Here is a 25549-nt window from a genome sequence, read left to right on the forward strand (position 1 = left end):
GGGAATTAATTTAATGGAATATTAAAAATCGTTTGCTTCAAATTTAAATTTTAAATTCTTAGTTTTTGCTAAAGTAAAAATAGCATTTGATTTAGCACCATCTATAATAGTTTGGGCATTTAATCGACATACTCTTCCTTTTTCAGCATTAATAAAATCATTGGTCCGACCAACCTAATGAGATGGGTTTTTTATAAATATGTTTCAATAAGAGTGAGGGTGAGTTCATTTTTATTTATCCTTGTCACAAGTGGTTGTTTGCCTAAGTTGCATTTATTCCTGTATTGCAATCTGTTATCACTGATACTTTCACCATCCAAAAATCTAACTCTTAATTGAAAACTATTTAAATCAGCTGACTGTACATCTTGTGCTAGCATAATACTAACTTTTATTGTCTTATCTACCTCTTTAAAATCCTTAGTACTCACTTCCATTTTTAACGTATCTACTTGTGTTTGAGGATTTCCTTTTTCTTGATTACCGCAACCAATAAGGCTTAAAAGGAATATAAAACTTAAACTTTTACTTATTGAATGGGCATATCTGCTGGTAATAGATATATTTTTAATTATACTTTGTGCTTATTTTATAATAAAAAACTTGTTATTAGTGATTGTTAAGGATAGAAAATAACTTAAGATGTTATTTAAAACTTCAACGCTGATTATTTCCAGGATCAGTTTCGAAAACTTGAGTTATCTTGTAATTTTATTTAGCTACTTAAATAGCTTAAAATTTTCTATTAATTTTAATCTCTTAGGGTTGAATTCCCCGCCGCTTGCGGCGTAAATTGCATATGTGAGTAAATATATCCATAAGAGTCATAATGTAACAGTGTTGTTGTATCATTTGGTCTTACCAGCAAAATATAGGCGTGTAGTTTTTGATAAGGAAGTAGATGAAGCCTTGAAAGAAATTTGTATTAAGATTGAAGAGCGTTATCAAATTAAGTTTTTAGAAATAGGAACCGATAAAGACCATGTACATATGCTGGTACAGAGCGTTCCAACATATAGCATAACCAAACTCGTAACGCTAATCAAAAGTCTTACGGCAAGGGAAATATTCAAGCTGTGTCGGCAAGTAAAGAAGCAATTATGGGGTGGGGAGTTTTGGAGTGATGGATATTTTGCAACTACTGTAGGTAAGCATGGAGATGAGAAGATGATAGCGCGTTATGTGCAAAATCAAGGTAATACGTATGAGATGTTATACGAGAGTAGGCAGCTAAGGTTGTTTTGAATACCCCGCTGCTTGCGGCGGGGTTATTTATTGAAGGATACTAACACATACAAGGGGCGCTTTAAGCCGACTTCTAGGAAATAAGTCCTATGTGACGATATAATCCCCTTGTAAGGTGTTACAGGTACAGTCTCATATAAAAATTTAGGCTTTAAGGCCCATTATTAGGGAATTGAAAGTGGCCTGTAATGTGTTAGTCTTTTTGTTTAACAAATAAACCATACTACTCATGCAATATAGCCATATGTTAGGTATCGATGTTTCTAAACACACCATTGATCTAGCACTTAGTCAAAATAAAGCGGGTGCTGTTATGATTAACAAAAAGCTTACTAACAATTTAAAGGGTTATAAAGCTTTGCTTGCCTGGCTTATCAAGGAGAAGGTACAGCTTGAGCAAGTATTAATATGTTTAGAAAATACAGGTATCTATCATCGCTCTTTAGTAGCCTTCTTACAGAGCCAACAAACCTTTGTCTGGGTAGAGCGCCTGTAGCCATTAAGTGGAGCCAGGGGCTTGCCAGAGGTAAGAATGATAAGGTAGATGCACAAAGGATATGTCTATATGCGTATAGAAACCAAGATAAGGCAAAATCTTACAATGCTATGGATAAGGATTTGCAAGATCTAGCAGATCTATTAGGGGCTAGAGAACGTTTAATACAAGCTAGGAATAGCCTTCTTGTACCTATCAAAGAAATGAAACAAGTGGGTCTAGGAGAATCAGCAGAAAAATTAGAGCAGGCATGCAAAAGCAGCATACTAGCTTTGGAGCAGGAAATAAAAGCAATAGAAGCTGGATTGCTAGCTATTGTTGAGGGAGATCAAAAATAGAGTTCTTCCGAAACTTAACATAAAAGTTCATAGTTATAAATTCCAGCAATAAGATTAAAGCGTAGCCCAAATCTTTTTCTCCTATTTCTGTAACGCTCCGCTAAAATTTTAAACCGCTTGAGCATACCAATTATATGCTCGCTAAGCACCCTTTGGCTGGCTAATTGCTGATTACTCCTCTTATCGGCTTTGGCCAAAGAATAGACCTACTGCGAAAGAGGTAAAATAGAGTAGAATTTTAAATAAAATAAAGAAGGGAGCTTGGCTCTAGCGACATTATTTGTTAAAAAGCGTACTTGAAGTTTATAAGCCCGGATATAATGTTAAAGCGAAGGTTATATTTTTTCTGAAAATTCCTGTATACCTCTGCCATAATTTTAAATACCTTGATCTCTCTTATCTTATGCTCTACCTTCATGCGTATGGAGGCTAGCTTTCTGTTATGGTCTTTTTGCTCTTTGGTTAATGGCCGCTTACGGCTCTTTTTGTAGGGTATCATTACATTGCTCTGTAGCTTTTGCCAGCCTTGATAACCACTATCTGCCAGCTTTAAGCTTTCTTTAGGTAAGGGTTTTTCTCCTTTACGGATTTTAAAGTCATGCACTCTTCCTTTATGTGATTTGGAGACAGACAGTATTCTCCCATCTTCTCTGATGACTATCTCTGTTTTTATGGTATGTCTCTTTTTCTTGCCTGAATAAGATTTCTTTTGCTTTTTACTAGGTCTTTGCGTAGGCTGTTCACTTACATCTGCTAATATGCGCAATACCTTTTCTGAGGTTAAGCTGCGATCTTTTTTAATGCTAATTTTCTTAGCTAGTAAGGGCTCCATTTTTCTTAGCAAGCGGCATATGTTAGCGTTGTGTAAGTTAAATAAGTAGCCTAGAAATACATGGCTAATATAGGTGCGGTAATATACCAAAACACAGAGCAGTTTATCCTCTAAGGTAGGTAAATGGCTCCGACGTCCATGGCGCAGCTTGCTCGCTTCTAACTTTTCAAAGACAGGCCTTACTTTTTGAACTAATTTATCAAATGTTTCTAGCCTCAATCCAGTTATTCTTCTAAAATTGTATGGGTACTTGCTTATTCTGGTGTAGGTTAAATGCATACTTATTCCTTTTAGTATATAACAAGGATTACATTTTAACCTTTTCTACTCTCTTTATCAACCTCTTTCGCAGTAGGTCTAATCTTAAACACCTTGATCTCTCTTATCTTATGCTCTACCTTCATGCGTATGGAGGATAGCTTTCTGTTATGTTCTTTCTGCTCCTTGGTTAATGGCCGCTTACGGCTCTTTTTATAGGGAATCATGACATTGCTCTGTAGTTTTTGCCAGCCTTGATAGCCACTATCTGCTAGCTTTAAGCTTTCTTTAGGTAAGAGTTTTTCTCCTTTACGGATTTTAAAGTCATGCACTCTTCCTTTATGGGATTTGGATACAGAGAGTATCTTTCCATCTTCTCTTATCACTATCTCTGTTTTTATAGTATGTCGCTTTTTCTTGCCTGAATATGATTTCTTTTGCTTCTTAGTAGGCCTTTGCGTAGGCTGCTCGCTCACATCTGCTAATATGCGCAATACCTTTTCTGAGGTTAAGCTGCGATCTTTTTTAATGCTAATCTTCTTAGCTAGTAATGGCTCCATTTTTCTTAACAAGCGGCATATGTTAGGGTTGTGTAAGTTAAACAAATAGCCTAAAAACACATGGCTAATATAAGTGCGATAATACATGAGTACACAGAGCAATTTATCTTCCAAGGTAGGTAAATGACTCATCCTACCATGGCGCAGCTTGCTCGATTCTAACTCTTCAAAGAGAGGCCTTACTTTTAAAACTAATTGCTCAAAGGTTTCTAGTCTCAAGCCAGTTATTCTTATAAAGTTATAGGGATGTTTGCTTATCCTCGCGTAGGTTAAATGCATACTTATTCCTTTTATATAATAAGAATTACATCTTAACCCTTTTTATCTTCTTTGTCAATCTTTTTCGCAGCAGTTCTAATGTTACAAAATTGTGGCGGATCAGCTAACCTACCTTTTGAAGGAGAAGAAGCAGCAGAAACTATCACCATAGAGCAAGGAAAAAAGAGCACAGGGATAAAAATATTATACCTACTGTAATAAGACGATAGGTAATCAGCTTACTAGTTATATTTTTTCAGCTTAAAATACTCCTTTTGCAGCGACTTTAGCATTAAAATTTCTTGGTATTAGCCCCAAAATATAACATATTAACATGTGTTGTTTCTTTTATATAAATAGCGGTATTTCACATGAACAATAGTACGCTTAATATGACTAACAATAAGAAAGAAAATATTCCTCCTGTTGCTGTAGCACACAATGCTAAGAAAGGATTAGAGTTTAGAGATAAATTTAAAAGAGGCCGCACAGAGGTTGGTATCAAGCGAGCTCAACAACTTAGTAATCGAGAACAAATTGATGAGGCAACTATTAAAAAGATGTATAGTTACTTTGCTCGGCATCAGGTTGACAAACGTGGACAAAATTTTGGAAACGAAGAAAATCCCTCTAATGGCTATATTGCTTGGCTTCTGTGGGGTGGCGATGCAGGTAAAGAGTGGTCTAAACAAGTGAGAGAGGCACTAGCTGATATGCAACAAAAAACAGGTAAATAGGCTTTTAATAACATTAAAGAGAGCTAATAGTCACTTGGTAAGGTTAGCTAAATATGTTCTTCGTCTTTTAATTAGCATACTATTTAGTAGCTTATAGAATTAGGCTATATTATAATAGTTCTATAATATTCATATATCATTTATCATTCAAATATTAGGCCAACTGGCTTTCCTCAATCATTATAGAAAGAGCCATATCCTACTATTTTGTTTCTTTTAGTTTAATAAAGAGTTCTTGTTGCTTTTTATCTATATACTCATCAATATTATAGTGTTTTAAAATAAGGTAAATCTAATATTGGAACGTTCTAAATTATGATCATGTTAATTTTAGAACAGTTGCTAATTTATTATGGATATTTATAGAAAAGTAAGCTCCTTATGCATTTCAGGTTACAAAAGATATGCCTTATGTAAACTACAATTGTTTGTCTAAAAAAGGTATGTTTATCGTTCCTGCCAGAACCTTCTTGTCACAACTTGTATAACTAAATTATTCTAAAATTATGTTATTAATTTAGTTATACTGTAAAAGCAGCGTATATAGATAAGCTTTCTTAACGATCGCTTCTGCTAATAGGCTATATAATTCATAGGTTTTGGTTAACTTTGACATTGTCAAACAAGGATATATGTTACCAAGCCAGCTTGTTATAAACAATCATGATAACTTCCACACCTCAATCTATTATATGGACTCCACAAGAAATTAGGCGACAATTTCCTAGCCTTGAGCAAAAGGTGCATGGGAGTAAGCCATTGGTTTATCTAGATAATGCTGCCACTACTCAGAAGCCGCAGACTGTATTAGATGCGCTTATCCAGCATTATAATTATAGTAATGCCAATGTACATCGGGCCATGCATGTTTTAGCAGATAGAGCTACAGAAGCTTTAGAAGACACTAGAAAAACTGTACAAGAATTTATCAATGCGCCAGGAGCTGAAGAAATTATATTTACTTCAGGTACTACGGCTAGTATTAATTTAGTAGCTAGTAGTTATGGGCAAGTTTATATACAGCCAGGAGACGAGATTATTATTTCTCATATGGAGCATCATGCTAATATAGTCCCTTGGCAGATGCTATGCCAAACAAGGAAAGCTCATCTTAAAGTAATTCCTATTGATGATAGAGGGGAGCTGATAATGTCTTCTTTTGAACAGTTGTTAACTGCAAAAACCAGACTTGTAGCTGTTGCCTATGCTTCTAATAACTTAGGCACTATTAATCCCATCCAAGAAATTATAGCTAAAGCACACCATGCAGGAGCTTTAGTATTAATAGATGCTGCCCAAGCAGCAGCCCACTTACTTATAGATGTACAGAGTTTAGATTGTGATTTTCTGGCTTTTTCAGCACACAAAGCTTACGGACCTACAGGGGTAGGTATTTTATATGGAAAAAGAGCATTACTAGAACAAATGCCCCCTTATCAAGGAGGGGGGGAAATGATTAAGGAAGTAACCTTATCTAGTAGTACTTATAACGACATACCTTACAAATTTGAGGCTGGCACCCCTAACATTGCGGATATTATAGGCTTTCGAGCAGCTTTGGACTTTATCCGAAACTTAGGATGGTCGATTATTAACAAACATGAAAAAGAATTAACTAGCTATACACAGCATCTTTTAGGCAAAATTGATAGAATTAGACTTATTGGCACAGCAACAGATAAGGTAGGAATTGTATCTTTTACAGTAGATAAAATGCATCATTTAGATGTAGGAATGTTGTTAGATGCACAAGGTATTGCTGTAAGGACGGGCCATGGTTGTGCCCAGCCACTTATGCAGCGGCTGGGAGTAGAAGGTATTGTACGTGTATCTTTGGCTGTATATAATACTTTTGAAGAAATAAATTATTTAGCACATGTAGTAGCTAAAATAGTGAAATAAAAGAACTACATAATATTAGCATATATCTCTAATAACTACTTTCGTGTGTTTCTATAAAAATTTGATAATTTCGTAACTACTAAAGATTAGCCTTTTACTTATGTGCCTCTTTAAGAAGATCCAAGCTTATTTATATGTATATGGCATAGGACTATTATGTTTAGCAGTATCCTGTACGTGTAATAACAATTCTGATTCAAATGGCAAACCTTCAGCGCCTGACCAAGAGAAACCATCACAACAATCAGAACTTTCGATTGGTGAAAAATGGATACAAAAAGCAAAAGATAAGGGGCATAAGATCTTGGCTGCCGCGCTTGCCAAACTAGAAAAAGGGGAGGCAGTAGACATAAATTATGATATATTAGCTGAAGCTGTCACGCTAGACGATGCAGATATATTTAGTAAGCTTATTGCTAGTGGTGGTAGGGAAGATATACAAAATCAATTAGATTATACACTTTTACACCAGGCAGCTAAAGATGGAAGTATAGAAATAGCTAAAATACTAATTCAGAATCTACCAATAGAATATCTAAATAAGCAAGATCATTGGGGCGCAACCCCGCTGTACTGGGCTGCTATTCGTAATGAAATAGAAGTAGTTAAATTACTACTAGATAAAAATGTTGATGTAAGCATACAAGAGTGTAATGGAGACATGGCATTACATGCTGCAATCAAAAACAATATGGTAGAACTATCTAAAATATTAATAGAAAGAATGTCTTTAGAAGATTTAAATAAAAAAGGTTTCTATGGTAGAACTCCGTTACATTTTGCTAGTGAGAAAGAGGATCCAGAAATAGCTCAAAAATTAATTGATAGAAAGGTTAACATAAACGTACAAGATATATATGATAGTACCCCGTTACACTGGGCAAGCGCATCAGGAAGCACAGAAACAGTTAAAAATTTAATAGATGCAGGAGCTGATATAACTATAAAAAATGAGTATGGATGGACATCGTTACATTGGGCAAGTATAAAGGGCAAGACAGCAGTAGTTCAAATACTAGTAAGTAAATTGGATGCAAATCAATTATGCATAACAGATAAGCGCGGTAATACTCCTTTACATTCTGCACTTGAAAATGAGAGTATAGACATAGCTAAGATATTAGTAGATAAAAATGTTGACCTAAACCAACAAAATAATGATGGCAATGGTCTACTACATCTTTCAATTTTACATGGGCTTACAGAAATAGCTACAGTATTAATTGATAAAAATGTTGACATAATTATGCCAAATAAAGATGTGGATACCCCTTTGCACCTAGCAAGTAAAAAGGGGAATACGGAAATAGCTGAAAAATTAATAAAGAAAGGTTTGGATCAAGGTCAAGATATAAAAAATATAAAAAACAAGAGCCAAAACAATGCATACTACTACGCTAAAACTGAGGAAATGAGAGAATTACTTAATCCAGTGACTCACTAGTTTTGCTAACCATATAATTTTATTGATTAACAATATACTACTATGGACTGCATTCAAGAACAGATTGTACAAGAATTTCAATTCTTAGAAGGAGATAGGGAAGCCATGCTACATTATTTAATAGAAATAGGAGAGAAGCTACCACCTTTAGAGGACATTCATAAAACCGAACAAAATAGAATACCCGGTTGTATGTCGGCTGTCTGGCTTACCTATAAGCGCCAGGACAATCGACTATTTTTTGAAGCGGATAGTAATACCTCCATTACTAAAGGGCTCATCAGCTTATTGCTACGGGTATTGTCTGGTCAGAGTATAGAGGCTATCTTAGCTACCAATCTTTATTTTGTAGAAAAGATAGGCATGCACCAACTTATAGGCTCCCAACGGTCTAGTGGCTTTGCTAATATGGTTAAGCAAATAAGGATGGTCGCTATGTCCCATCAATCCATAGATTCAGTATAACATGACCGAGCAAACGCCTAATATTGAGCTAAAAGAAGAACAAGTTATAGAAGCTATTAAACAAGTTCATGATCCTGAAATCCCTGTTAATATCTATGAGTTAGGGCTCATTTATGAAATAAACATTTATCCTGTTAACAATGTACATATTTTAATGACGCTTACTTCACCTAGTTGTCCTGCTGCTGAACTTATACCAGGCCAGGTAGAAAGTAGCGTACGTGCCATAGAAGGGGTTAATGATGTACAAGTAGAACTAACCTTTGACCCACCTTATAGTACCGATAGGATGACAGAGGCAGCAAAGTTAACGCTTGGTTTTTTATAGTAATAGTAGTGGCTATAGGTAATAGAGGATGTAGCAACTAAATAAGGAAATTTTTATGTCTAAAAACTTGCGCAAGTATTAGAATAAATTAAGAATTGAGGGCTTATATGGTCTCAACTACCTGAAAAAAATAAAGGCAAGGGAATGATGAGAAATATTCCATTATTCCCTACATACTTTTTTCTATAAACTCTTTTTATACCAATCATTTTCTACTATAAATAAAATTTGTTAGGCCTTTTGTGGTGGCATGTCAATATAAGATGTGTCCCTAATAAACATGCTGTGCTCATAACTGTTCTATGATAACTGTAAGTTTCTATTCATTTTTTCTCCCATTGGTCTGGATTGAGAGGGGCTGCTTTTAAGAAGTTGTATCATTTAAGAAATAGATTTTACGGCATTTTTTTGATAATATATGTATGCTTGCATGCTTGCATATAAGCTATTTGCAAACTACTATTGTTTCATCATTGGCTTTTAAACTCAGATAGCCATGAAGAACAATGCTAATCTTGTACAGCAATTAGTAGGCTGTATTTTCCTGTTGAGTTTAGTTTTACAAAGCTGCTCTAACCTCACGAATCCACCTATTCCTATAGAGAAAGGCCAAACCAATAATAGTCGAGAATTAACGAATCAAATCACTATTAAGCAGTTATTCGATAAAGAATTTACTGCAAAAGGAGGTCACCTAGTTACTTTTTATCAACACGATGGCCAGCTACAAGCAGATGTAGCAGTAAGCGCACCAGCAGGCTTTAGCAAAACCTATACCAGGTTACAGGTAAACATCGCTAAAGATATAAATTTAACACAAATACCACGTCTAAATAAAGAGGCACAAAAAAGACTTATTCATTTTAATTTACCTCAACTTGGACAACCAGGGAGTATAGCTGTGTATAGACCAGGTTTAATGGGAGGAAGTGATACAGGAAAGGACAAAGGAAAAGAGAAAATAATAGAAGAGGAGGAAAGAGAGGGGGAAAGTGAAAATGAAGATCATGATGATAATGCAGAAGAATATGAAGAACAAGTAGCGGCCTTAAATGAAGAAGAGCAAAAGCAACTTATCCAGGTGGATTTACTTAACAATGAGCAGCTAGGGTATGTGGGTGGTATGCTAGCTATACCTGGTTATAAATTGCTGAATTGTTTACATACAGGTATTTCCTCGAATATCTACCGGGCAGTACGTCTTTCAGATGAGTGCCCAGTCGTAATTAAAGTTAGTACCCAAAAAGTGTTGACTGAGAAAAAGGTGCAACGCTTTCGACAAGAGTTTGAATTAGGCCAGCAGGTCCATTCGCCCTATGTGATCCGCTATTTGGAACTCAAGCAAGATTCTGCATATGGGATGGTACTGGTCATGGAAGATGATCAGGCAGTAGAATTAACTTCTGCTATGCCGCCATCAGGGTTTTCTATCCGTGAATTTTTAGAAATTGCTATACAAATTGTTGAGGGCTTGCAAGCTATTCATGCTGTGAATATCATTCACAATGATCTCAAACTGAGTAACATCCTCATTCAGCCCATAACAAAAGCCATTAAAATCATTGACTTTAATCGGGCTTCCACCTTGCGGCAGGAAAGGCACCCTGCCATTCCCATGATGGTAGGTACCTTAGCCTATATTTCGCCTGAGCAAACAGGTCGGGTGAACCGGAGTGTTGATTATCGTACTGATTTTTATTCATTAGGCATTACTTTTTATCAGTTGCTCTGTGGCCAATTACCCTTTATAGCCCAAGATGCATTAGGGCTTATTCATCAGCACCTGGCTAAACAGCCATTACCCCCTCACCAACATAAACCTACGATTGCACTACCCTTGTCCCAGCTGGTGATGAAATTACTGGAGAAAGAGGCTGAAAATCGGTATCAAAGTTGTGAAGGAATTCTCTATGATTTAAGGGTATGTCTAGCAGACTTACAGGAGAAGGGTGCTATCTCAACATTTGAATTGTGCCAGCAGGATTTTTCGAGTAAACTCACTTTATCCCAACACTTATACGGCCGTGAAAGAGAAATCAAAACCTTAGTGAGTGCTTTTGAGCGTGTTAGTGCAGGCAAGTGTGAAGGAATGATGGTTGCTGGCCAACCTGGGGTAGGAAAGACCATGCTGATCCAAGAGATCCAAAAGCCCATTGTCTTAAAGCAAGGTTATTTTATAACCGGTAAATTCGATCAGTTAAACAAAAATGTGGCCTATAGTGCTGTGAATCAGGCCTTTGACAGCCTTATTAAGCAATTATTAACTGAAGATGAAGCTTGCATTACCCAATGGAAAGCCAGGTTGCTGGCTGCGCTAGGTATGCATGCACAATTTATTGTCAAGGTCGTTCCTACCTTAGCCTTACTGATCGGTGAGCAACCGCCTATTAGTATTGTCGATATCAACCAAGCCAAAAATGTGTTCAACCTGGCTTTTCAGGAGTTTGTCAACGTCTGTGCTACTGCGACACATCCTTTAGTGATCTTCTTAGACGACTTACAGTGGGCTGATAATGCAAGCTTAGAGCTGATGACCTATTTGATGCGACAGCCTAAAATCAGCCATCTGCTATGGATAGGGGCTTATCGAGATACAGAAGTCAACCCTTCCCATCCAGCTTTACAAGCCATCGACATGTTACAAGAAGCGTCCATCCGCGTTCAAACGCTTACGCTTACACCGTTGTCACTAGCTAGTTTATGTCAATGGATTGCCGATAGTTTGCATAAATCCTTAACGGATATCCAGCCACTGGCTGAATTAATTTTTCAAAAAACAGGGGGAAATCCTTTTTTTGTCAAGTTATTTTTACAATCCCTGTATGATCAGCAGTTGTTGACCTTTGCTCCGCAAACCCACTGGCAATGGGATTTGGCTAAAATCCGCCAACATCCTGCCACCGAGAATGTCATTACCCTAATGACGTATCAAATTCAACAGCTGCCTGCGGCTACTCAAGCGGTGCTAAGCACAGCCAGTTGCTTAGGTCATCGCCTGTCATTAAGTACTTTACAAGTTGCAATGGCAGAGCCAAAAGATGCTATTTGTCAAGCATTACAACCCGCACTTAATAGCGGTATTATGCTTCAAGTTAATAATGAGCTGCACTTTGCCCATGATCGGGTGCAAGAGGCGGCTTATCATTTATTGGCAGAGGCTATGCAATCTCACACGCATTTGACCATTGGCCAACGGTTACTGGCCAGCCCTGGTGGGGAAAAGAGATTATTGTTCGAAGTAGTGGCCCAATTCAATCGCAGCCGCTTGCTCGTCAGTGAGCCTAAAGAGCGCTTGCGGATTGCACGCTTAAACTTAAAAGCAGCACAAAAAGCCAAACAAGCCACCGCTTATGCAGCGGCACTAGATTATCTGTATGCTGGCCAAAAGTGGATTGATATAAAAACGCTATGGCAAACTGATTATACTCTTGCTTTTAATTTCCACAAAGAACTAGCCGAAGTAGAATATTTAAGCGGCCATTTTGAGACATCAGAAGCACTGATTAAAGACATGCAGCCTTACTTGCAATCCGTTTTAGATAAAGTCGATATTTTCTATTTGCTCATCCTTCAGAAAGTTGTGCAGGGCCTTTATCAAGAGGCCATTAACCTCAGCCATCAGACGCTGCAATTACTGGGTAGTGGGTTGCCGTTAGATAATCCCACCGAGTTTATCAAAAAAACAGCTGCTGATATTAAACAAAAGCTGCGTGATAGACCCCTTTCCTCTCTTTTGGATTCCCCCATAGTCGTCGATCCTGAGAAGCAAGCGCTCTTTAAAATCTTAGCGAGTATCTATGGCGCGACTTATCTAGTTGGAACAGACTTATTGCCTGCTGCTACCATGATGGCCATCAATTTATCATTAACTCATGGAATCACGCTCGAGGCTTGTAATAATTATGCAGCCTATGGATTTTTGCTTTGCGACAGGTTTGAAGAATATGCCTTAGGCTATGAATTTGGTAATTTAGCCCTGCAGCTGGCAGAAAAATTACAGTCGCCTGTAGATCGCTGTAGAAGTTCGGTATTTCTATTCGCCCATACTTGTCCATGGTCAAAGCCAATCCGAGAGTTACCCTCTATATTAACTAGTAACTTTGAAGCGTGTTTGGCCTGTGGGGAAATTGAATATGCGGGTTATTCTGCGTTACACAAAATCAAGCTGCTATTTTATCAGGGTATTCCTTTAGTCAAGGTACAACAAGAAGCGTTACCGCTACTGCAATTTGCCCAAAGTACAAAAAACCCACTTCCTAATTATACCATTCAAGCTGTACAGCGGGTGATAGCCAATTTAAGAGGGGAAACACAGGATGAATGGAGTTTTGTTATCGACGGCGTCAATGAAACTAAATTTGAGGCAGACTGCCAACAAACAAACAGTTTGTATGTATTATGCCTCTACCATATTCAAAAATCCTTAGTCTTTTATCTCTATGGCCACTTCGAAGAGGCACTTTCCACTTTGACTTTAGCAAAGGGAAATTTAGCTTTTATCCCCGGTCACTATGCCAAGGCGATTTTTAATTGGTATGATTCTTTAACCCATTTAGCACTTTATCCAACGGCTTCTCTTGAAAATCAGCAAGCTTATCTCCAGCAAGTAATACAAAACCAACAGCAGATGCAACGCTGGCAGGCCAGTTGCCTAGAAAATTTTGCCCATAAGTATCTTTTAGTGGAAGCCGAATTAGCCCGGATTAAAGGAGATTACGCCCAAGCTGAGGTACATTATGACCAGGCGATAGAGTTAGCTGATCGGCATGGCTTTATTCATGAATGGGCGTTGGCAGCCGAATTGGCCACTAAATATTGGCTAGCAAGAGGAAAAATTTTGTATGCACAAGGTCATCTGAATACTGCTTTTAATGGCTATAAACAATGGGGCGCCAAGCGCAAATTAATACAGTTTAAAGCACAATATGCAGATCTGTTGAAAGCTTTAGCGCCCCCTAGCTTAAGTAAATTAGCCATCAACCAAGAAACAACACTCAGTAGTAATACCTTAAGATTATTAGACCTTTCTAGCATTCTAAAGGCTTCACAAACCATTTCTAGTGAAATCGAACTGCCTAAACTCTTGCATGGCATGTTGCAAATCATTATTGAAAACGTGGGTGCACAAAAAGGGGCCGTTTTATTTGTCGAAGCAGACGACTCCCTTTCAGTACAAGCAGAATATGCAACTGATGGTACGATCACTATCCTGCAACAAATACCACTAGAAGATTGGACGCATGGGGCCCATATTGTTATACACCATGTCAAGCGATTCCATCAATGGATTGTAATAGATGATGCTACCAAAGATGAGCTGTTCAAAGCGGATCCCTATATTAGCCAAGCACAAGCCAAATCCATTTTATGTATTCCGCTTATGAGTCATATGGAACTGAAAGCGATTCTGTATGTAGAAAACAACCTGATGACCCATGCTTTTACCCCGGAGCGTGCACAAACAGCCCTGATTTTAACGGCTCAAATGGCCATTTCCTTACAAAATGCCCGGTATTTTGCCGAGCAAATGGCCCTAACACAACAGTTAGCGGAGCAATCTGCCCGTAGGCAACTGGCTGAAGAATCCTTGCATACGGTAACCCATGATTTAAAGTTAGCCTTAGAAGCCTCCCGAGCGGGTACTTGGAATTGGTGGTTTGATACAAATCGAATTACTTGGGATGCAACTCATTGTGCGTTGTTTGGTATGACACCCGATGAGTTCAAAGGTACTTATGACGCGTTTTTGGAACGGGTGCATCCTAAAGATCGTGAGCGTCTCAAGCAAACCCTGGAGCAATGTAAGGAACATGATAGTTTCCATGACCTGGAATATCAAATAATTTGGCCAGATAGCAGTCAGCGTATGATGGCAGCCCATGGCCGTGTCTACCGGGATCTAAAAACTGGCAGGCCAATTAAAATGGCAGGCGTATGTTTAGACATCACCGAGCGCAAGAAGCTAGAGCAAGAACGGATGGAGGCGTTCGAGCAAGCAGAAAAAAAAGAACGGCAACGGGCAGATGAGGCTGAACGTTACTTCAAACAGCAAGCAGAGTTTGTAAATACCGTTTGCCATGAAGTCCGTAATCCTATGAATGGCATTTCTAATACAGTAAGTTTTATGGAAGAAAAGTTGACTTCACTCAAAGCATACAAAAAAAGCTTGCCTACTTCTCTGCCTGTGTTAGAAGAGCTTGTGCAAACGCTTGAAGAGGATATAAAAACCATTCAGCAGTGTGTTAATCATCAGATAGCAGTTATTAATGGGGTCCTTAATTGGTCAAGATTAGAAGCAGGCAAAGAGGAGTTAATTTCTAAACCGTTTAAACCCAGGACAATCATTGAAGAGATGATTCCTCTATTTACAGCACAATTAAAGACCAAGCATCTTGACTTACTTGTAGTCCTGCCTGAAGAGGCTATTGCTATCAAGGGAGATCCTGAACGTTTCAAAATAGTTTTAATTAACTTAATTTCCAATGCCATTAAGTTTACTGAAAAAGGCCACATCAAAATCAGCTTACAAAACCAAGCAGTTGATGCAAGCCACGTGCAATTAACTATCTGCATGGAAGATACAGGTATTGGCATGACACCCGAAGAACAATCACATTTATTCCAGCAGTTTTCACGCCCGCTCTCTTCCCAATATGAAGGTTCTGGTTTAGGACTTGCCATTAGCAAGAAATTACTCGGCTTGATGGGGGGTACTATTCAAGTGGATAGTGTAAAAGGACAAGGTTCTGTATTTACCATCCATTTAACTTGCGAGATAGTGGGTATAGAAGAGACAATAAGTCCGTTGATTGAACGAAAACTGCCTTCTCCTTATCCCCTCTTATCCTCTGTAGCCAAACATATTCTCGTGGTTGAAGATAATATAGTGAACCAAAAAATTCTACGTAGGCAATTGGAAGCGGCAGGCTACACCTGTACGGTAGCTGACAACGGCCAAAAAGCAATCGAAGCAATTGGAGCCCTCGAGGAAGTTGAAACGTCCGAACAATGGAACTTAGCAGCGTTTGATCTCATCTTGATGGATCTGGAAATGCCTGTGATGGGTGGCCTAGAGGCCACTGAATGGATTCGTAAAAAAGAAAAGCAATTAGATGTGGCTCCCATACCTATTATTGGCTTATCAGCTTATGCAGAAGAAGTCTGTGGTGGAAAAGCTAAGCAAGCTGGTATGGATGCCTACCAGACCAAGCCTTATAGGAGAGAAGAATTGTTTAGGACGATTCAATCCTTGATATCTTCTCCGGAACCTCCTTCAGAGCAGCTTGCTCAGGCAACAATTATCCCACATAAATAAAAAAGGTGCTGCTCGTTCCTTTACATTTACCCTTTTGGATATGTATGGGAACAGGCGTTGCTCGGGTAAGACTTGGATGCCTGAATTTTCGAGAAATGGTTTATATCCACTGGTTGATGAGTTGCTTGTCGGACTCCACTTACTGGGCATTACTAGGGTTATGCTCACACTTCAGTACCAGAGTAAAAGTTCCATCATGGGTTGGTAACTCGATTCTCTTGCCGGATAGGATGAGTGTTGGTCCTTTAGAGCCTGTTCAAAATCTTTGTTTATTAAACTAGCAGCTATTAAATTAGTCATGATAATGACCAATAACCTGATAAAAAAAGGAGCTTATCTATGATTCAAGCGTATCCTAGTAATATTAATAGAGAACAATTTGAAATCATACGCCCTATCTTGGAAACAGCCCGCAAGAAAACTAAACCTCGCCAGGTAGATCTATAGGAGGTGTTCTCTGCCTTACTGTATGTGCTTAAGACAGGCTGTCAATGGAGGATGTTGCCTAAAGATTTCCCTAAATGGCGTACGGTACATGCTTATTTTCAAATATGGAGTGAGAAGCAAGAAAATGGCTTAAGCTTTCTAGAAGAAGCATTAAAGAAACATGGTTACTTGCCTGGGAAAGCAAGCAGGTAGACAAGCCCAAACAAGCCTGATTATAATAGATGCGCAGAGTGTAAAAAATACAGATACAGCTAAAGAGAAAGGCTATGATGGAGCTAAAAAGATAAGGGGGATCAAGCGCCATATAGCCGTAGACAGCCAAGGCTTACCCCATGGGATAGGTATCACAAAGGCTAGTGAAACAGATAGAGCTGGAGCAATAAGTATGTTAACAGAGCACAAAGAGCAATTAGCTAAGGTAAAAAAGGTGCTAGTAGATGGAGGCTATAGAGGAAAAGTATTTACCAATCAAGTAAAAGAAGTGCTTCAAGGAGTGGAGGTAGAAGTGGCTAAAAGGAGTGAATTGCATCAATTTAAGATAATACCTAAGCGATGGATAGTAGAACGGAGCTTTGGCTGGTTAGAAAAATGCCGACGGTTGTGGAAGAACTGTGAAAGGAGATTATCGACAAGCTTACAAATGGTAGTGCTAGCTTTTCTAAGGATATGCCTACAAAGATTATGAACAGGCTCTTAGGCACAAAAAAGTTGCTCAGGAGTGATATTCACGCAGTGTGCATTATTAGAGCCCTTTCAAAATTTAGTTTAACTATCATAATTTATCATAACTCCTCGGATGATTAGCGGACTCAAGAGGGAATAGACGTAGACGCTTTGTTATGAAATAAATATTTATCCTGTTAACAATATACATATTCTAATGATCCTTGCTTCACCTAGTTGTCCAGCTACCGAACTCATACCAGGATAAGTGGGAAACAATGTGCGTGCCATAAAGGGGGTTAATGATGTACAAGTAGAACTAACCTTTGATCCACCTTATAGTACGGATAGGATGACTGAAGCAGCCAAGCTAACGCTTAGTTTTTTATAATTGTTGTATAAATTGCCATCTTTGTAGAGTTATCTCACGATCATACTTTTTCTAAAATATCAAATTTTCAAATCAAGTATTCTCTTTATATAACAATTAAAAAAAGGAAGTGCCTTATATATTCCAATTTTAAAAGGTTATGTATAGCATAAACAGTTAATAAAATTATCTGTAGGTCAGCTAAATGTTCAGGAAAAGTATGGCAATACAGCTTTGTGTCATGCAATATTCTATGGTTGCATAGCAATAGCTGAAAAGTTAACACAAAAACTACCTGCAGAACAATTAGGTATAGCAGACGCAGGCGATAATACTCTTTTGTACTTTGTAATGCTGGGTCGGTATACATCAATAGCTGAAAAATTAATAGATAAATTACCTCCAGATCAGTTAATGGTACAATATAAAGGAGACGATTCTCTTTTGGATTTTGCTATTGTCGTGGGGTATATATCAATAGCTGAAAAGTTAATAGATAAATTACTTACAGATCAGTTAATGGTACAAGATGAGTTAGGCTATACTCCATTATATTGGGCTATTTCTAAAGGATATATATCAATAGCTGAAAGGTTGGTAAATAGTTTACCTACAGATCAGTTAATGGTAGAAAATAGACTTGGCAATACTCCCTTGGGTTTGGACACTTTTAAAGGAAATACATCAATAGAACAAAAATTGATGTACAAATTAAGAATAAATTAAATAAGCTAAATTTGATTTAATAAGTTCAGGATATCTAAAAAAAGTAAAAGAGCTAGCATTTTGTTGTATGCGGGTACTAGCAGAATAGTATAATCTACTTAGTTATTGTTACTAAAAACTCTATTAATATTTATGAATGCGTCTTTATTGATAAGTTTAAGACTGGTTCTACCAATAATATATAATATGCACATTTAGTGTATTATAATTTTCTATAACTTTATCTAGATTCACTTACTTAATGCGATATATTATGCAATTCTCAAAAAAGGAAAATTATTTGGTTATTATGCTAGCCATCTGTTGCTTGCAAATACTAGTTTCTTGTGGCTGCGGCAACAATCCTACGTCTCTTATCACCAAAAAAAATCATATTCCAAAAAAAGTAAAGCCCATACCTCCTGTTCATCTTTTACTAAGTAGTAATAAACAAATATTAAATAATACTGACAAGAGTTTTAACCTATCTTTAGAAAATACTTCAGCAACCATAGCTAATTTAAGCGATGGTATATTAAAAATAACCTTACACGAGGAGGGTGGCTCAGGTAGTACGTTACGCTATGCAACTAATACTAATATATATGAGCATCAGAAAGCTGTTGAAAAGCCTTTGTCTTATTTTACTCAACAAGTAACTCTTAAAAAAGGTGATGCTCCCTTGGTCATACCTTTTAAACTACACACTCTACCAACAGTTACAAGTGTTAAAATAACAGTGAAGCTTGAATATAAAGGTAAAAAGGATATTGTACCCCCTCTAACTATTGTATGGGATGCAATATCACCCATTACAGAGGATATGATTCAAAGTGTTGTACATAATGGTTATAAACTTTTGGCTGACATACTTACCAAACTTCAAAAAGGAGAAGAGATAGCTATTAATGATGTTACCGCAGTTTATCCAAAAGAAACGGCTTTACACCAAGCTGTAAAATTGGGTGACGAATATATTGTTGAACTCTTATTAGAGAAAGGCGCAAGTATAAATATACAAAATATAGAAGGAGAAACTGTCTTGCATTTGGCTACTAATTCGAATAATACAGACTTAGCCAAAAAAATAATAGGTAAAGGGGCAAAACTAGAGGTGCAGAATAAGAGAGGTTATACGCCTTTGCATTTAGCAGCCGAACAAGGTTATATAGATGTTGCTAAAGAATTAATACCACATTTAAATAGCGAACAATTAAATCTCGCAAACATAGAAGGGCAGACTCCATTACATTTAGCTGCTTCGTGGGGTCATAGTAAAGTTGTATCATTATTAATACCTTATTTGGACACATGGGAACTCAACCAGAAAGATCTTCAAGGTAATTCTGCACTATATAAAGCTAGCCAATATGGACATATAGAAACAGTAAAGAGACTACTAGATGCTGGCGCTAAAATAGATGAAGCCAATGGTCTTGGTTTTACTCCGTTACATATTTCTATTATTGAGGGGACGTCTGCTGTGGCACGTGAATTGACAAATAGATTATCTACAGAACAATTGAATCAACCAGATATAAACGAGTATACACCACTATACCTTGCTATATTACACAGCCATACAGAAATAGCTGAAGAATTAATAAAAAAATTGGAGCCTGCACAGTTAAATAAACAAAATGATCAAGAGAATACCCCCTTACATAAAGCTGTTGAGAAGGGCAATATAAAAATAGCTAAACAGCTTATTGCTAAAGGTGCAGACATAACTATAAAGAATAAAAAGGACCAGTCTCCAATGGATCTAGCTAAATTAGATGAGATGAGAAGGATATTGCAACTTATGTAAGGGTTTTTCTATTAGCATCTGACAGTTAGCTCGTATGGGAAAATATAATACGCCTTACAATAAATGGTTTGAGGAAAATCGATAAAACACTTATCTTTGCAGCAGTATATATTACTATAGAAAATAAATTAACAACTAACCATTTCCTAAATATGTATCCCGAAGAATTAGTTGCAATAATAGAAGCCGAATTAACAGATTCAGGCTTTATTCCCTTTAAAAATGCTAAACAGGTAACAGAGCATTTTGCTAATCATACAGGCACTACCTTGCTTGTAGTTAACTCAATGTGTGGTTGTGCAGGGCCTGACGCACGAATGGGTGTGGTGGAAGCATTAGCTACAAACCCATACACGCCCGATCATCTAGTTACCATATTTCCTGGTATAGATGAAGAAGCTATGGAGCAAGTACAAAATTATATTAAACCCTATCCTTTATCTTCTCCATCAATTGCATTGATTAAAGATGGAGCAGTAGTTTATTTTATGGAACGCCACCAGATTAAAGGTAGGCCATCGGAGGAAATTGCTGAAGAAATTGCTGATGCATTAATAGAACACTGTTAAAAATGTATGGATGTATAGATTATATTAGATCTAAAAACTAGCGAATATGCATTTAAAAGTTGGAGACCAAGCACCTACATTTATCGGTAAAGACCAAAATGGAAATACCATTCAATTATCAGAATTTGCTGGTAAAAAACTAGTACTCTACTTTTATCCTAAAGATAATACGCCTGGCTGTACAGCACAGGCGTGTAACCTAAAAGATAATTATTATGCGCTACAACAAGCAGGCTATGAGATACTAGGAGTTAGTAGTGATAATGAACAATCTCACCAAGAATTTATAGACCAATACAAGTTGCCTTTTAGACTAATTGCTGACCAAGACCATACTATTCATAAACAGTATGGTACATGGGTACAAAAGTCTATGTTTGGTAAAAAATATTGGGGCACAGCACGCAAAACTTTCCTTATTGATGAACATGGGAAAATTGAGCAAATTATTGAGAAAGTAAAGACAGGCGAACATACAAATCAATTTTTTCCTAAAAGATAAGTTTACAAAAATATTCCTCTAAAAAACATGCAGGTATCTTAGCTTATCGACTACATATTGGGTTAGTAGTAAAGAGCATATGTCGAGCTGACACATATCAAAAGCTAATTATAAAAGCAGGTGATCTTATGATAACGAGCTTTATAGATGGAGATACTTGATTGAAGATCTTCCTATTTTTGACCCTACATAATACCACACATCTCATCCATTTCTATTACTTCTACCGCTTGACTTCCTTGAGCTTTATTTTGCACAATATAAATGAATCGCCATGCTTTGTTTATCTATATTTTCTCCCTACGCTCATCTACTTGGACAAAATTAAAGCCACAGCTTTTGCAGTTGTACCTTTGTTTACCCCGTATTTTTCCATTATTAATGGTTTTATTTGATTTACATCGTCTACATTCCATGTGAATTCTTTCTCTCTAATTTAATACCTGTTCTTAAGTTAGCAAACCCCAATAACGCAGTGGATGTCTTCCAGTGAATAGCTTATATCCTTTTAGTTAAGGAATAGGGAAGGGAATGGTTGATTGGATAAACAAGCAGCCTTCTAAGCTACAATATGTAGCTGCTTTCAAAGGGAGAAGAATAAAAGTTAAGCTTAACAGCAGTACTCTAATTATTAATAGATTAATAGAAAAAGCTATTGATACCTAACTATATATTTTTCCCTAATGTATAAGCATGTGCTCTAATGTATAAGTGTATAAATAACATACAAAATTGGTTAAAACTACAATTATACTGTTAAGCTAAGCTGCCCATTTACAGTAATATGGTAGAAAACTTGACTTAACATTTAAGTTTGATTACTATATCTGACCTTTTGTATTAAAGTAAGGGATTTAATTAAAAATGTGAAGCGTAATAATTCCGTAAAAAAATAGATGTTTAAAATTGTAGCTAAATAATGTATCTATATGCCGCATATTTCTATCGATGTTATTTTATTTAGTATTTTCTTGCTTATCAACCTGGCAATAGGACTGTTGGCTGGTGGACGTGCAAAGAATTTGAGAGAGTATTCTATTGGTAATAAAAATTTTTCTACAGCTGCACTTACTTCTACGATTGTAGCCACATGGATCAGTGGTAGCTTCATGACCTTTAAATTAACAAAAATTTATAGTGAAGGATGGTATTTTATACTAGCTATTATTTGTGATAATTTTACTTTACTGTTTACAGGGTTATTTTTAGCTGCAAGAATGGGGGAATTTTTAAAGAATAACTCTGTAGCAGAGGCACTAGGCGATTTATATGGTAAGTCTGTACGTATTATTACAGCCATTTGTGGCATATTGATTAGTATAGGTGGCGTAGCTATACAATTTAAAGTAAGTGCTAAAGTACTAAGTATCTTATTTGGAGTAAATGATATTTATTCAACCATAGCAGCTGCTAGTATTGTAATTATATATGCCGCCCTTGGAGGAATACGTGCTGTTACATTTACTGATATCATGCAATTTTTTGCTTTTGGTACCTTTATTCCACTTTTAACATTAACCATTTGGAATGGAATTAAAGATCATACTGCCATCATACATGCCATTCAGAATAGCCCACAGTTTGATTATAATACTTTGATAGGTTCTCCTAAAAGGTTGGCTAGTTGTTTTGCCTTAATGTTGTTCTATTTTATTCCAGGATTTGAGCCTGCTATATTCCAAAGAGTGACTATGGCTATTAATACTGGACAAGTAAAGCGGTCTTTTACTTACTCATTCTTTCTATGTACCGCTATTACTTTATTTTCTATTTGGATAGGTATTTTAATTTTAGGAACTAATTCTCAGTTGCAGCCTGATCAAATATTTAATTATATAGTCAATAGCTATACTTATCCAGGGCTTAAAGGGCTTATACTCATAGGAACCATGTCTATGGTTATGTCTACAGCAGACTCCCATATTAACTCTGCTGCAGTCTTATTTGCTAATGATATTATAAAGCCATTAAAGCTTGCAGTAAGCCAAGAAGTAAGAATTGCTAAAGTATTTACTTTTTTTCTAGGTGCATTAGCATTGTTACTAGCCTTATACAAAACTGATTTCTTAGAGCTTGTACTTTTAGCATGGGGCCTTTATATGCCAATTGTCACAGTACCTTTATTATTGGCTGTGTTTGGCTTTCGTAGTACCACTAAGCCTGTGCTCATTGGTATGGCAGCAGGTTTTATAACTGTACTGTTATGGGATAAGCTGTTAGCAGATACACAAATCAATAGTGTTATCCCAGGCATGTTAGCTAATCTGGTATTTTTAATGGGTAGCCATTATATGTTGAAGTCAAGCGGAGGATGGGTAGGCATTAAAGATCCATACCCATTGTTGGTTGCTAGGCAAGAAAGGCAAGACGCATGGAAAAAAATTATTGACGCTATAAAAAACCCTAATATTTTATCTTATCTCAAACGAAATCTTCCTGAAAAAGAAATTATTTATTCTCTTTTTGGGCTATATGTTTTAGGAGCTACTTATGCTTCATTTTTTACAATTTCTACAGAAGTTGTAGCTAACTACCAAAAACTGTATGATTATATTGCACATTCTGCACTTATTATTACTGCTTGTTTCATTACTTATCCTGCTTGGCCACATACTCTTAAAAATAATCGTTTCATAGCTGTTGCTTGGCCATTAGCCATTTGCTATATACTTTTTATAGCTGGTACAATACTCATGGTCATGAGTGGTTTTCATCAAGTACAGGTTATGCTTTTTATATTAAATATAGTGTTAACAGCTTTGTTGTTGGACTGGAAGCTAATGCTTGTAGTAGTTATTAGCGGTATATTGTCAAGTATAGGAGTTTTTTATTTTTATATAGGTTATATCCCTATAATAAAAGTTGATGGGGTTTATTTACAGTTTAAAGCTATCTATGGGCTTCCACTTTTTATAAGCTTCTTATTAGCAATTATTAGCTTTAGGCAGACAAAAGATCAATTAGTTGATCAAACTAACTATTTATTGCTAGCACAGAAGAAATTTCAAGATAGACTTGTAGAGGTGGCCAACTACAGAGAAGAACTTCTAAAAGAGCTACAACCAGAAGAATTAAAAATCTTTGACCAAGCCACTTCCGCCTATCTTAAGCAGGCTATTTACCGGGTGCGTGACTATGTACGCTTAGACGTAAGTGAAAGTTATATAGACAAGTTACTGTCTGAAGTCAAAATTTTAGTTAAAGTACATGCAATAAAACCTCGTCCTCAAATATTAATTAGAAATTATACAAGTCATAAGAAGCTTCACGCAGATATACCTAAAATTAAGCAACTCCTTGTTAATAGTATCAGCTATATACAAAGCTACAATCTTCATAATGTACCTATTATCATAACTATAGAAGATACTAGATTGGGGTATGAGCTTTCTCATATAGAAGGGTATGCTAAAAAGGTAGAGGCTTTACGTATTACGGTGACGATTGAAAGACAAATACCTGCTCTTCAGGAAGTTTATATTAGCAAAGAGCAAGAAAACTTTAATAATAGCTTATCTATGACAGTAGAAATACTTCCTTTAGTAGAAAATGTACGTATTATCGATGCACACTATGGATATATAGACCAGGATCAAAATAGACTACACATGTACGTTATCCCTGTTAATGTACGAGAAGTGCGAGGAAAGGTAATGGAGCTGATTAAAAAGTCAGCAGCAGTAGATCCTTTGGAACTAGTCCATCCTTTAGCAGTCCAGTTAGAAGATGAATTGATAACCAAGTTGCAAGACACATCAATAGATATAACAGTTATTAAAAGAACCCTAGAGGTAATCAAGAAATATCATGGAGGTACCAAACGGCATTCAGGAGAGCCTTATTTTACACATCCTATAGCTGTTGCCATAATTTTGCTAGATTATACACAAGATCAGGATGCAATTGTGGCAGCTTTATTACATGACACAGTGGAAGATACTAGTTTATCTCTTGCTCATATACAAGCTATGTTTGGAGAGAAGGTAGGGTTTTTGGTTGGAAAAGGTACTAATCTAGAAAGTAAACTTAAAAGGATAAATTTAGTAGATCATGAAAATTTACATAGGCTGATGAATTATGAGGATGAGCGAGCAGCCTTAATAAAGTTAGTAGATAGGTTGCATAATATGCGTACGATAGAAGGGCATCCCTCTTTGACTAAGCAAAAGAGAATAGCTGGCGAAACATTAGCTTTTTTTGTGCCTATGTCAAGGCACTTACGGCTAGATACTTTAGCACAGGAATTAGAAAAACTCAGTGTAGCAGTTTTAGGTAAATAGTAACTAAAATTACTATACAAAAATG

19 protein-coding genes and 5 pseudogenes are annotated in these 25549 nt (G+C 36.7%); 18 read left to right on the plus strand and 6 right to left on the minus strand.

All coding sequences use genetic code 11. From position 1 onward, the window contains the following. Positions 1 to 191: 191 nt before the first annotated feature. Complete coding sequence (locus AASI_RS05055; RefSeq protein ID WP_012473107.1) at positions 192 to 437, minus strand: hypothetical protein; 246 nt, start codon at positions 435 to 437, stop codon at positions 192 to 194. Positions 438 to 801: 364 nt separating this feature from the next. On the opposite strand from AASI_RS05055, the gene tnpA reads away from it, so the two are divergent. The 3 genes from tnpA (at position 802) to AASI_RS08640 (ending at position 2079) form a co-directional block, all read left to right on the plus strand. Next, complete coding sequence (gene tnpA, locus AASI_RS05060) at positions 802 to 1245, plus strand: IS200/IS605-like element ISCaa10 family transposase (RefSeq protein WP_044282834.1); 444 nt, start codon at positions 802 to 804, stop codon at positions 1243 to 1245. A gap of 229 nt (positions 1246 to 1474) precedes the next feature. After that, a complete protein-coding gene (locus AASI_RS05065; protein ID WP_044282838.1) occupies positions 1475 to 1741 on the plus strand; it encodes an IS110 family transposase in 267 nt (88 codons plus the stop codon). Next, a complete protein-coding gene (locus AASI_RS08640; protein ID WP_148204963.1) occupies positions 1654 to 2079 on the plus strand; it encodes a hypothetical protein in 426 nt (141 codons plus the stop codon). The genes AASI_RS05065 and AASI_RS08640 overlap by 88 nt, the downstream gene beginning before the upstream one ends. A 14-nt stretch (positions 2080 to 2093) precedes the next feature. Here AASI_RS08640 and AASI_RS05075 read toward each other — a convergent pair. The 3 genes and pseudogenes from AASI_RS05075 to AASI_RS05085 all read right to left on the minus strand — a co-directional run. Then, positions 2094 to 2276: pseudogene (locus tag AASI_RS05075) on the minus strand (transposase family protein); the annotation flags it as partial. 86 nt (positions 2277 to 2362) lie between these two features. Next, positions 2363 to 3190, minus strand: coding sequence for an IS5-like element ISCaa6 family transposase (locus tag AASI_RS05080; protein ID WP_083758836.1), 828 nt, complete (start codon positions 3188 to 3190; stop codon positions 2363 to 2365). Positions 3191 to 3225: 35 nt separating this feature from the next. Further along, positions 3226 to 4008 (minus strand): IS5/IS1182 family transposase, encoded by a 783-nt coding sequence (locus AASI_RS05085; protein WP_012473112.1) that lies wholly within the window; start codon positions 4006 to 4008, stop codon positions 3226 to 3228. A gap of 51 nt (positions 4009 to 4059) precedes the next feature. Between AASI_RS05085 and AASI_RS08840 the strand changes: the two genes are divergently transcribed. The 13 genes and pseudogenes from AASI_RS08840 to bcp all read left to right on the plus strand — a co-directional run bounded on the left by AASI_RS08840 (position 4060) and on the right by bcp (position 21244). Beyond that, complete coding sequence (locus AASI_RS08840; RefSeq protein ID WP_187146247.1) at positions 4060 to 4206, plus strand: hypothetical protein; 147 nt, start codon at positions 4060 to 4062, stop codon at positions 4204 to 4206. A 152-nt stretch (positions 4207 to 4358) separates the two neighbouring features. Continuing rightward, positions 4359 to 4724 (plus strand): hypothetical protein, encoded by a 366-nt coding sequence (locus tag AASI_RS05090; protein ID WP_202943297.1) that lies wholly within the window; start codon positions 4359 to 4361, stop codon positions 4722 to 4724. A gap of 663 nt (positions 4725 to 5387) precedes the next feature. Next, a complete protein-coding gene (locus tag AASI_RS05095; protein ID WP_012473114.1) occupies positions 5388 to 6626 on the plus strand; it encodes an aminotransferase class V-fold PLP-dependent enzyme in 1239 nt (412 codons plus the stop codon). Positions 6627 to 6726: 100 nt separating this feature from the next. Further along, entirely contained in the window at positions 6727 to 8070 is a 1344-nt protein-coding gene (locus tag AASI_RS05100) for an ankyrin repeat domain-containing protein (RefSeq protein WP_012473115.1), read from the plus strand. 42 nt (positions 8071 to 8112) lie between these two features. Continuing rightward, positions 8113 to 8535, plus strand: coding sequence for a SufE family protein (locus tag AASI_RS05105; RefSeq protein ID WP_012473116.1), 423 nt, complete (start codon positions 8113 to 8115; stop codon positions 8533 to 8535). 1 nt (position 8536) lies between these two features. Beyond that, the gene (locus AASI_RS05110; protein ID WP_012473117.1) at positions 8537 to 8863 is read left to right on the plus strand and encodes a DUF59 domain-containing protein; all 327 of its coding nucleotides are present in this window, start codon (positions 8537 to 8539) and stop codon (positions 8861 to 8863) included. 496 nt (positions 8864 to 9359) lie between these two features. Then, complete coding sequence (locus AASI_RS05115; protein WP_012473118.1) at positions 9360 to 16178, plus strand: AAA family ATPase; 6819 nt, start codon at positions 9360 to 9362, stop codon at positions 16176 to 16178. 339 nt (positions 16179 to 16517) lie between these two features. Further along, positions 16518 to 17310, plus strand: a pseudogene (locus AASI_RS05125) (IS5 family transposase). Positions 17311 to 17457: 147 nt separating this feature from the next. After that, positions 17458 to 17679: pseudogene (locus tag AASI_RS09115) on the plus strand (metal-sulfur cluster assembly factor); the annotation flags it as partial. 213 nt (positions 17680 to 17892) lie between these two features. Then, positions 17893 to 18384 (plus strand): ankyrin repeat domain-containing protein, encoded by a 492-nt coding sequence (locus AASI_RS05135; protein ID WP_012473120.1) that lies wholly within the window; start codon positions 17893 to 17895, stop codon positions 18382 to 18384. Positions 18385 to 18637: 253 nt separating this feature from the next. Beyond that, a complete protein-coding gene (locus tag AASI_RS05140) occupies positions 18638 to 20173 on the plus strand; it encodes an ankyrin repeat domain-containing protein (protein ID WP_012473121.1) in 1536 nt (511 codons plus the stop codon). A gap of 68 nt (positions 20174 to 20241) precedes the next feature. Continuing rightward, positions 20242 to 20742 carry a BrxA/BrxB family bacilliredoxin gene (locus AASI_RS05145; protein ID WP_012473122.1) on the plus strand — a complete coding sequence of 167 codons (501 nt, stop codon included), beginning with the start codon at positions 20242 to 20244 and terminating at the stop codon, positions 20740 to 20742. Positions 20743 to 20788: 46 nt separating this feature from the next. Further along, complete coding sequence (gene bcp / locus AASI_RS05150; RefSeq protein ID WP_012473123.1) at positions 20789 to 21244, plus strand: thioredoxin-dependent thiol peroxidase; 456 nt, start codon at positions 20789 to 20791, stop codon at positions 21242 to 21244. Positions 21245 to 21421: 177 nt separating this feature from the next. Here the strand turns inward: bcp and AASI_RS09345 are convergent. Both AASI_RS09345 and AASI_RS08645 read right to left on the minus strand, forming a co-directional pair. Next, positions 21422 to 21498, minus strand: a pseudogene (locus AASI_RS09345) (IS1-like element ISCaa1 family transposase); the annotation flags it as partial. Between the two features lie 4 nt (positions 21499 to 21502). After that, positions 21503 to 21660: pseudogene (locus AASI_RS08645) on the minus strand (IS1/IS1595 family N-terminal zinc-binding domain-containing protein); the annotation flags it as partial. A 115-nt stretch (positions 21661 to 21775) separates the two neighbouring features. On the opposite strand from AASI_RS08645, the gene AASI_RS09225 reads away from it, so the two are divergent. Then, positions 21776 to 21910, plus strand: coding sequence for a hypothetical protein (locus tag AASI_RS09225; RefSeq protein ID WP_262481528.1), 135 nt, complete (start codon positions 21776 to 21778; stop codon positions 21908 to 21910). A gap of 263 nt (positions 21911 to 22173) precedes the next feature. After that, a complete protein-coding gene (locus AASI_RS05155; protein ID WP_012473124.1) occupies positions 22174 to 25524 on the plus strand; it encodes a sodium:solute symporter family transporter in 3351 nt (1116 codons plus the stop codon). Positions 25525 to 25549 lie beyond the last annotated feature (25 nt).

The sequence above is a fragment of the Candidatus Amoebophilus asiaticus 5a2 genome (assembly GCF_000020565.1).
GTDB classification, from domain to species: Bacteria; Bacteroidota; Bacteroidia; order Cytophagales; family Amoebophilaceae; genus Amoebophilus; species Amoebophilus asiaticus.

What these genes read in the sequence shown, in the direction of transcription:
- AASI_RS05095 (WP_012473114.1), top strand. Translation starts at nt 5,388, where the DNA reads ATGATAACTTCCACACCTCAATCTATTATATGGACTCCACAAGAAATT.
- AASI_RS05065 (WP_044282838.1), top strand. Translation starts at nt 1,475, where the DNA reads ATGCAATATAGCCATATGTTAGGTATCGATGTTTCTAAACACACCATT.
- bcp (WP_012473123.1), top strand. Translation starts at nt 20,789, where the DNA reads ATGCATTTAAAAGTTGGAGACCAAGCACCTACATTTATCGGTAAAGAC.
- AASI_RS05155 (WP_012473124.1), top strand. Translation starts at nt 22,174, where the DNA reads ATGCCGCATATTTCTATCGATGTTATTTTATTTAGTATTTTCTTGCTT.
- AASI_RS05115 (WP_012473118.1), top strand. Translation starts at nt 9,360, where the DNA reads ATGAAGAACAATGCTAATCTTGTACAGCAATTAGTAGGCTGTATTTTC.
- AASI_RS08640 (WP_148204963.1), top strand. Translation starts at nt 1,654, where the DNA reads ATGTTTAGAAAATACAGGTATCTATCATCGCTCTTTAGTAGCCTTCTT.
- AASI_RS05110 (WP_012473117.1), top strand. Translation starts at nt 8,537, where the DNA reads ATGACCGAGCAAACGCCTAATATTGAGCTAAAAGAAGAACAAGTTATA.
- AASI_RS05105 (WP_012473116.1), top strand. Translation starts at nt 8,113, where the DNA reads ATGGACTGCATTCAAGAACAGATTGTACAAGAATTTCAATTCTTAGAA.
- AASI_RS05090 (WP_202943297.1), top strand. Translation starts at nt 4,359, where the DNA reads ATGAACAATAGTACGCTTAATATGACTAACAATAAGAAAGAAAATATT.
- AASI_RS09225 (WP_262481528.1), top strand. Translation starts at nt 21,776, where the DNA reads ATGGTTGATTGGATAAACAAGCAGCCTTCTAAGCTACAATATGTAGCT.
- AASI_RS05085 (WP_012473112.1), bottom strand. Translation starts at nt 4,008, where the DNA reads ATGCATTTAACCTACGCGAGGATAAGCAAACATCCCTATAACTTTATA.
- AASI_RS05100 (WP_012473115.1), top strand. Translation starts at nt 6,727, where the DNA reads ATGTGCCTCTTTAAGAAGATCCAAGCTTATTTATATGTATATGGCATA.
- AASI_RS05055 (WP_012473107.1), bottom strand. Translation starts at nt 437, where the DNA reads ATGGAAGTGAGTACTAAGGATTTTAAAGAGGTAGATAAGACAATAAAA.
- AASI_RS05140 (WP_012473121.1), top strand. Translation starts at nt 18,638, where the DNA reads ATGCAATTCTCAAAAAAGGAAAATTATTTGGTTATTATGCTAGCCATC.
- AASI_RS05080 (WP_083758836.1), bottom strand. Translation starts at nt 3,190, where the DNA reads ATGCATTTAACCTACACCAGAATAAGCAAGTACCCATACAATTTTAGA.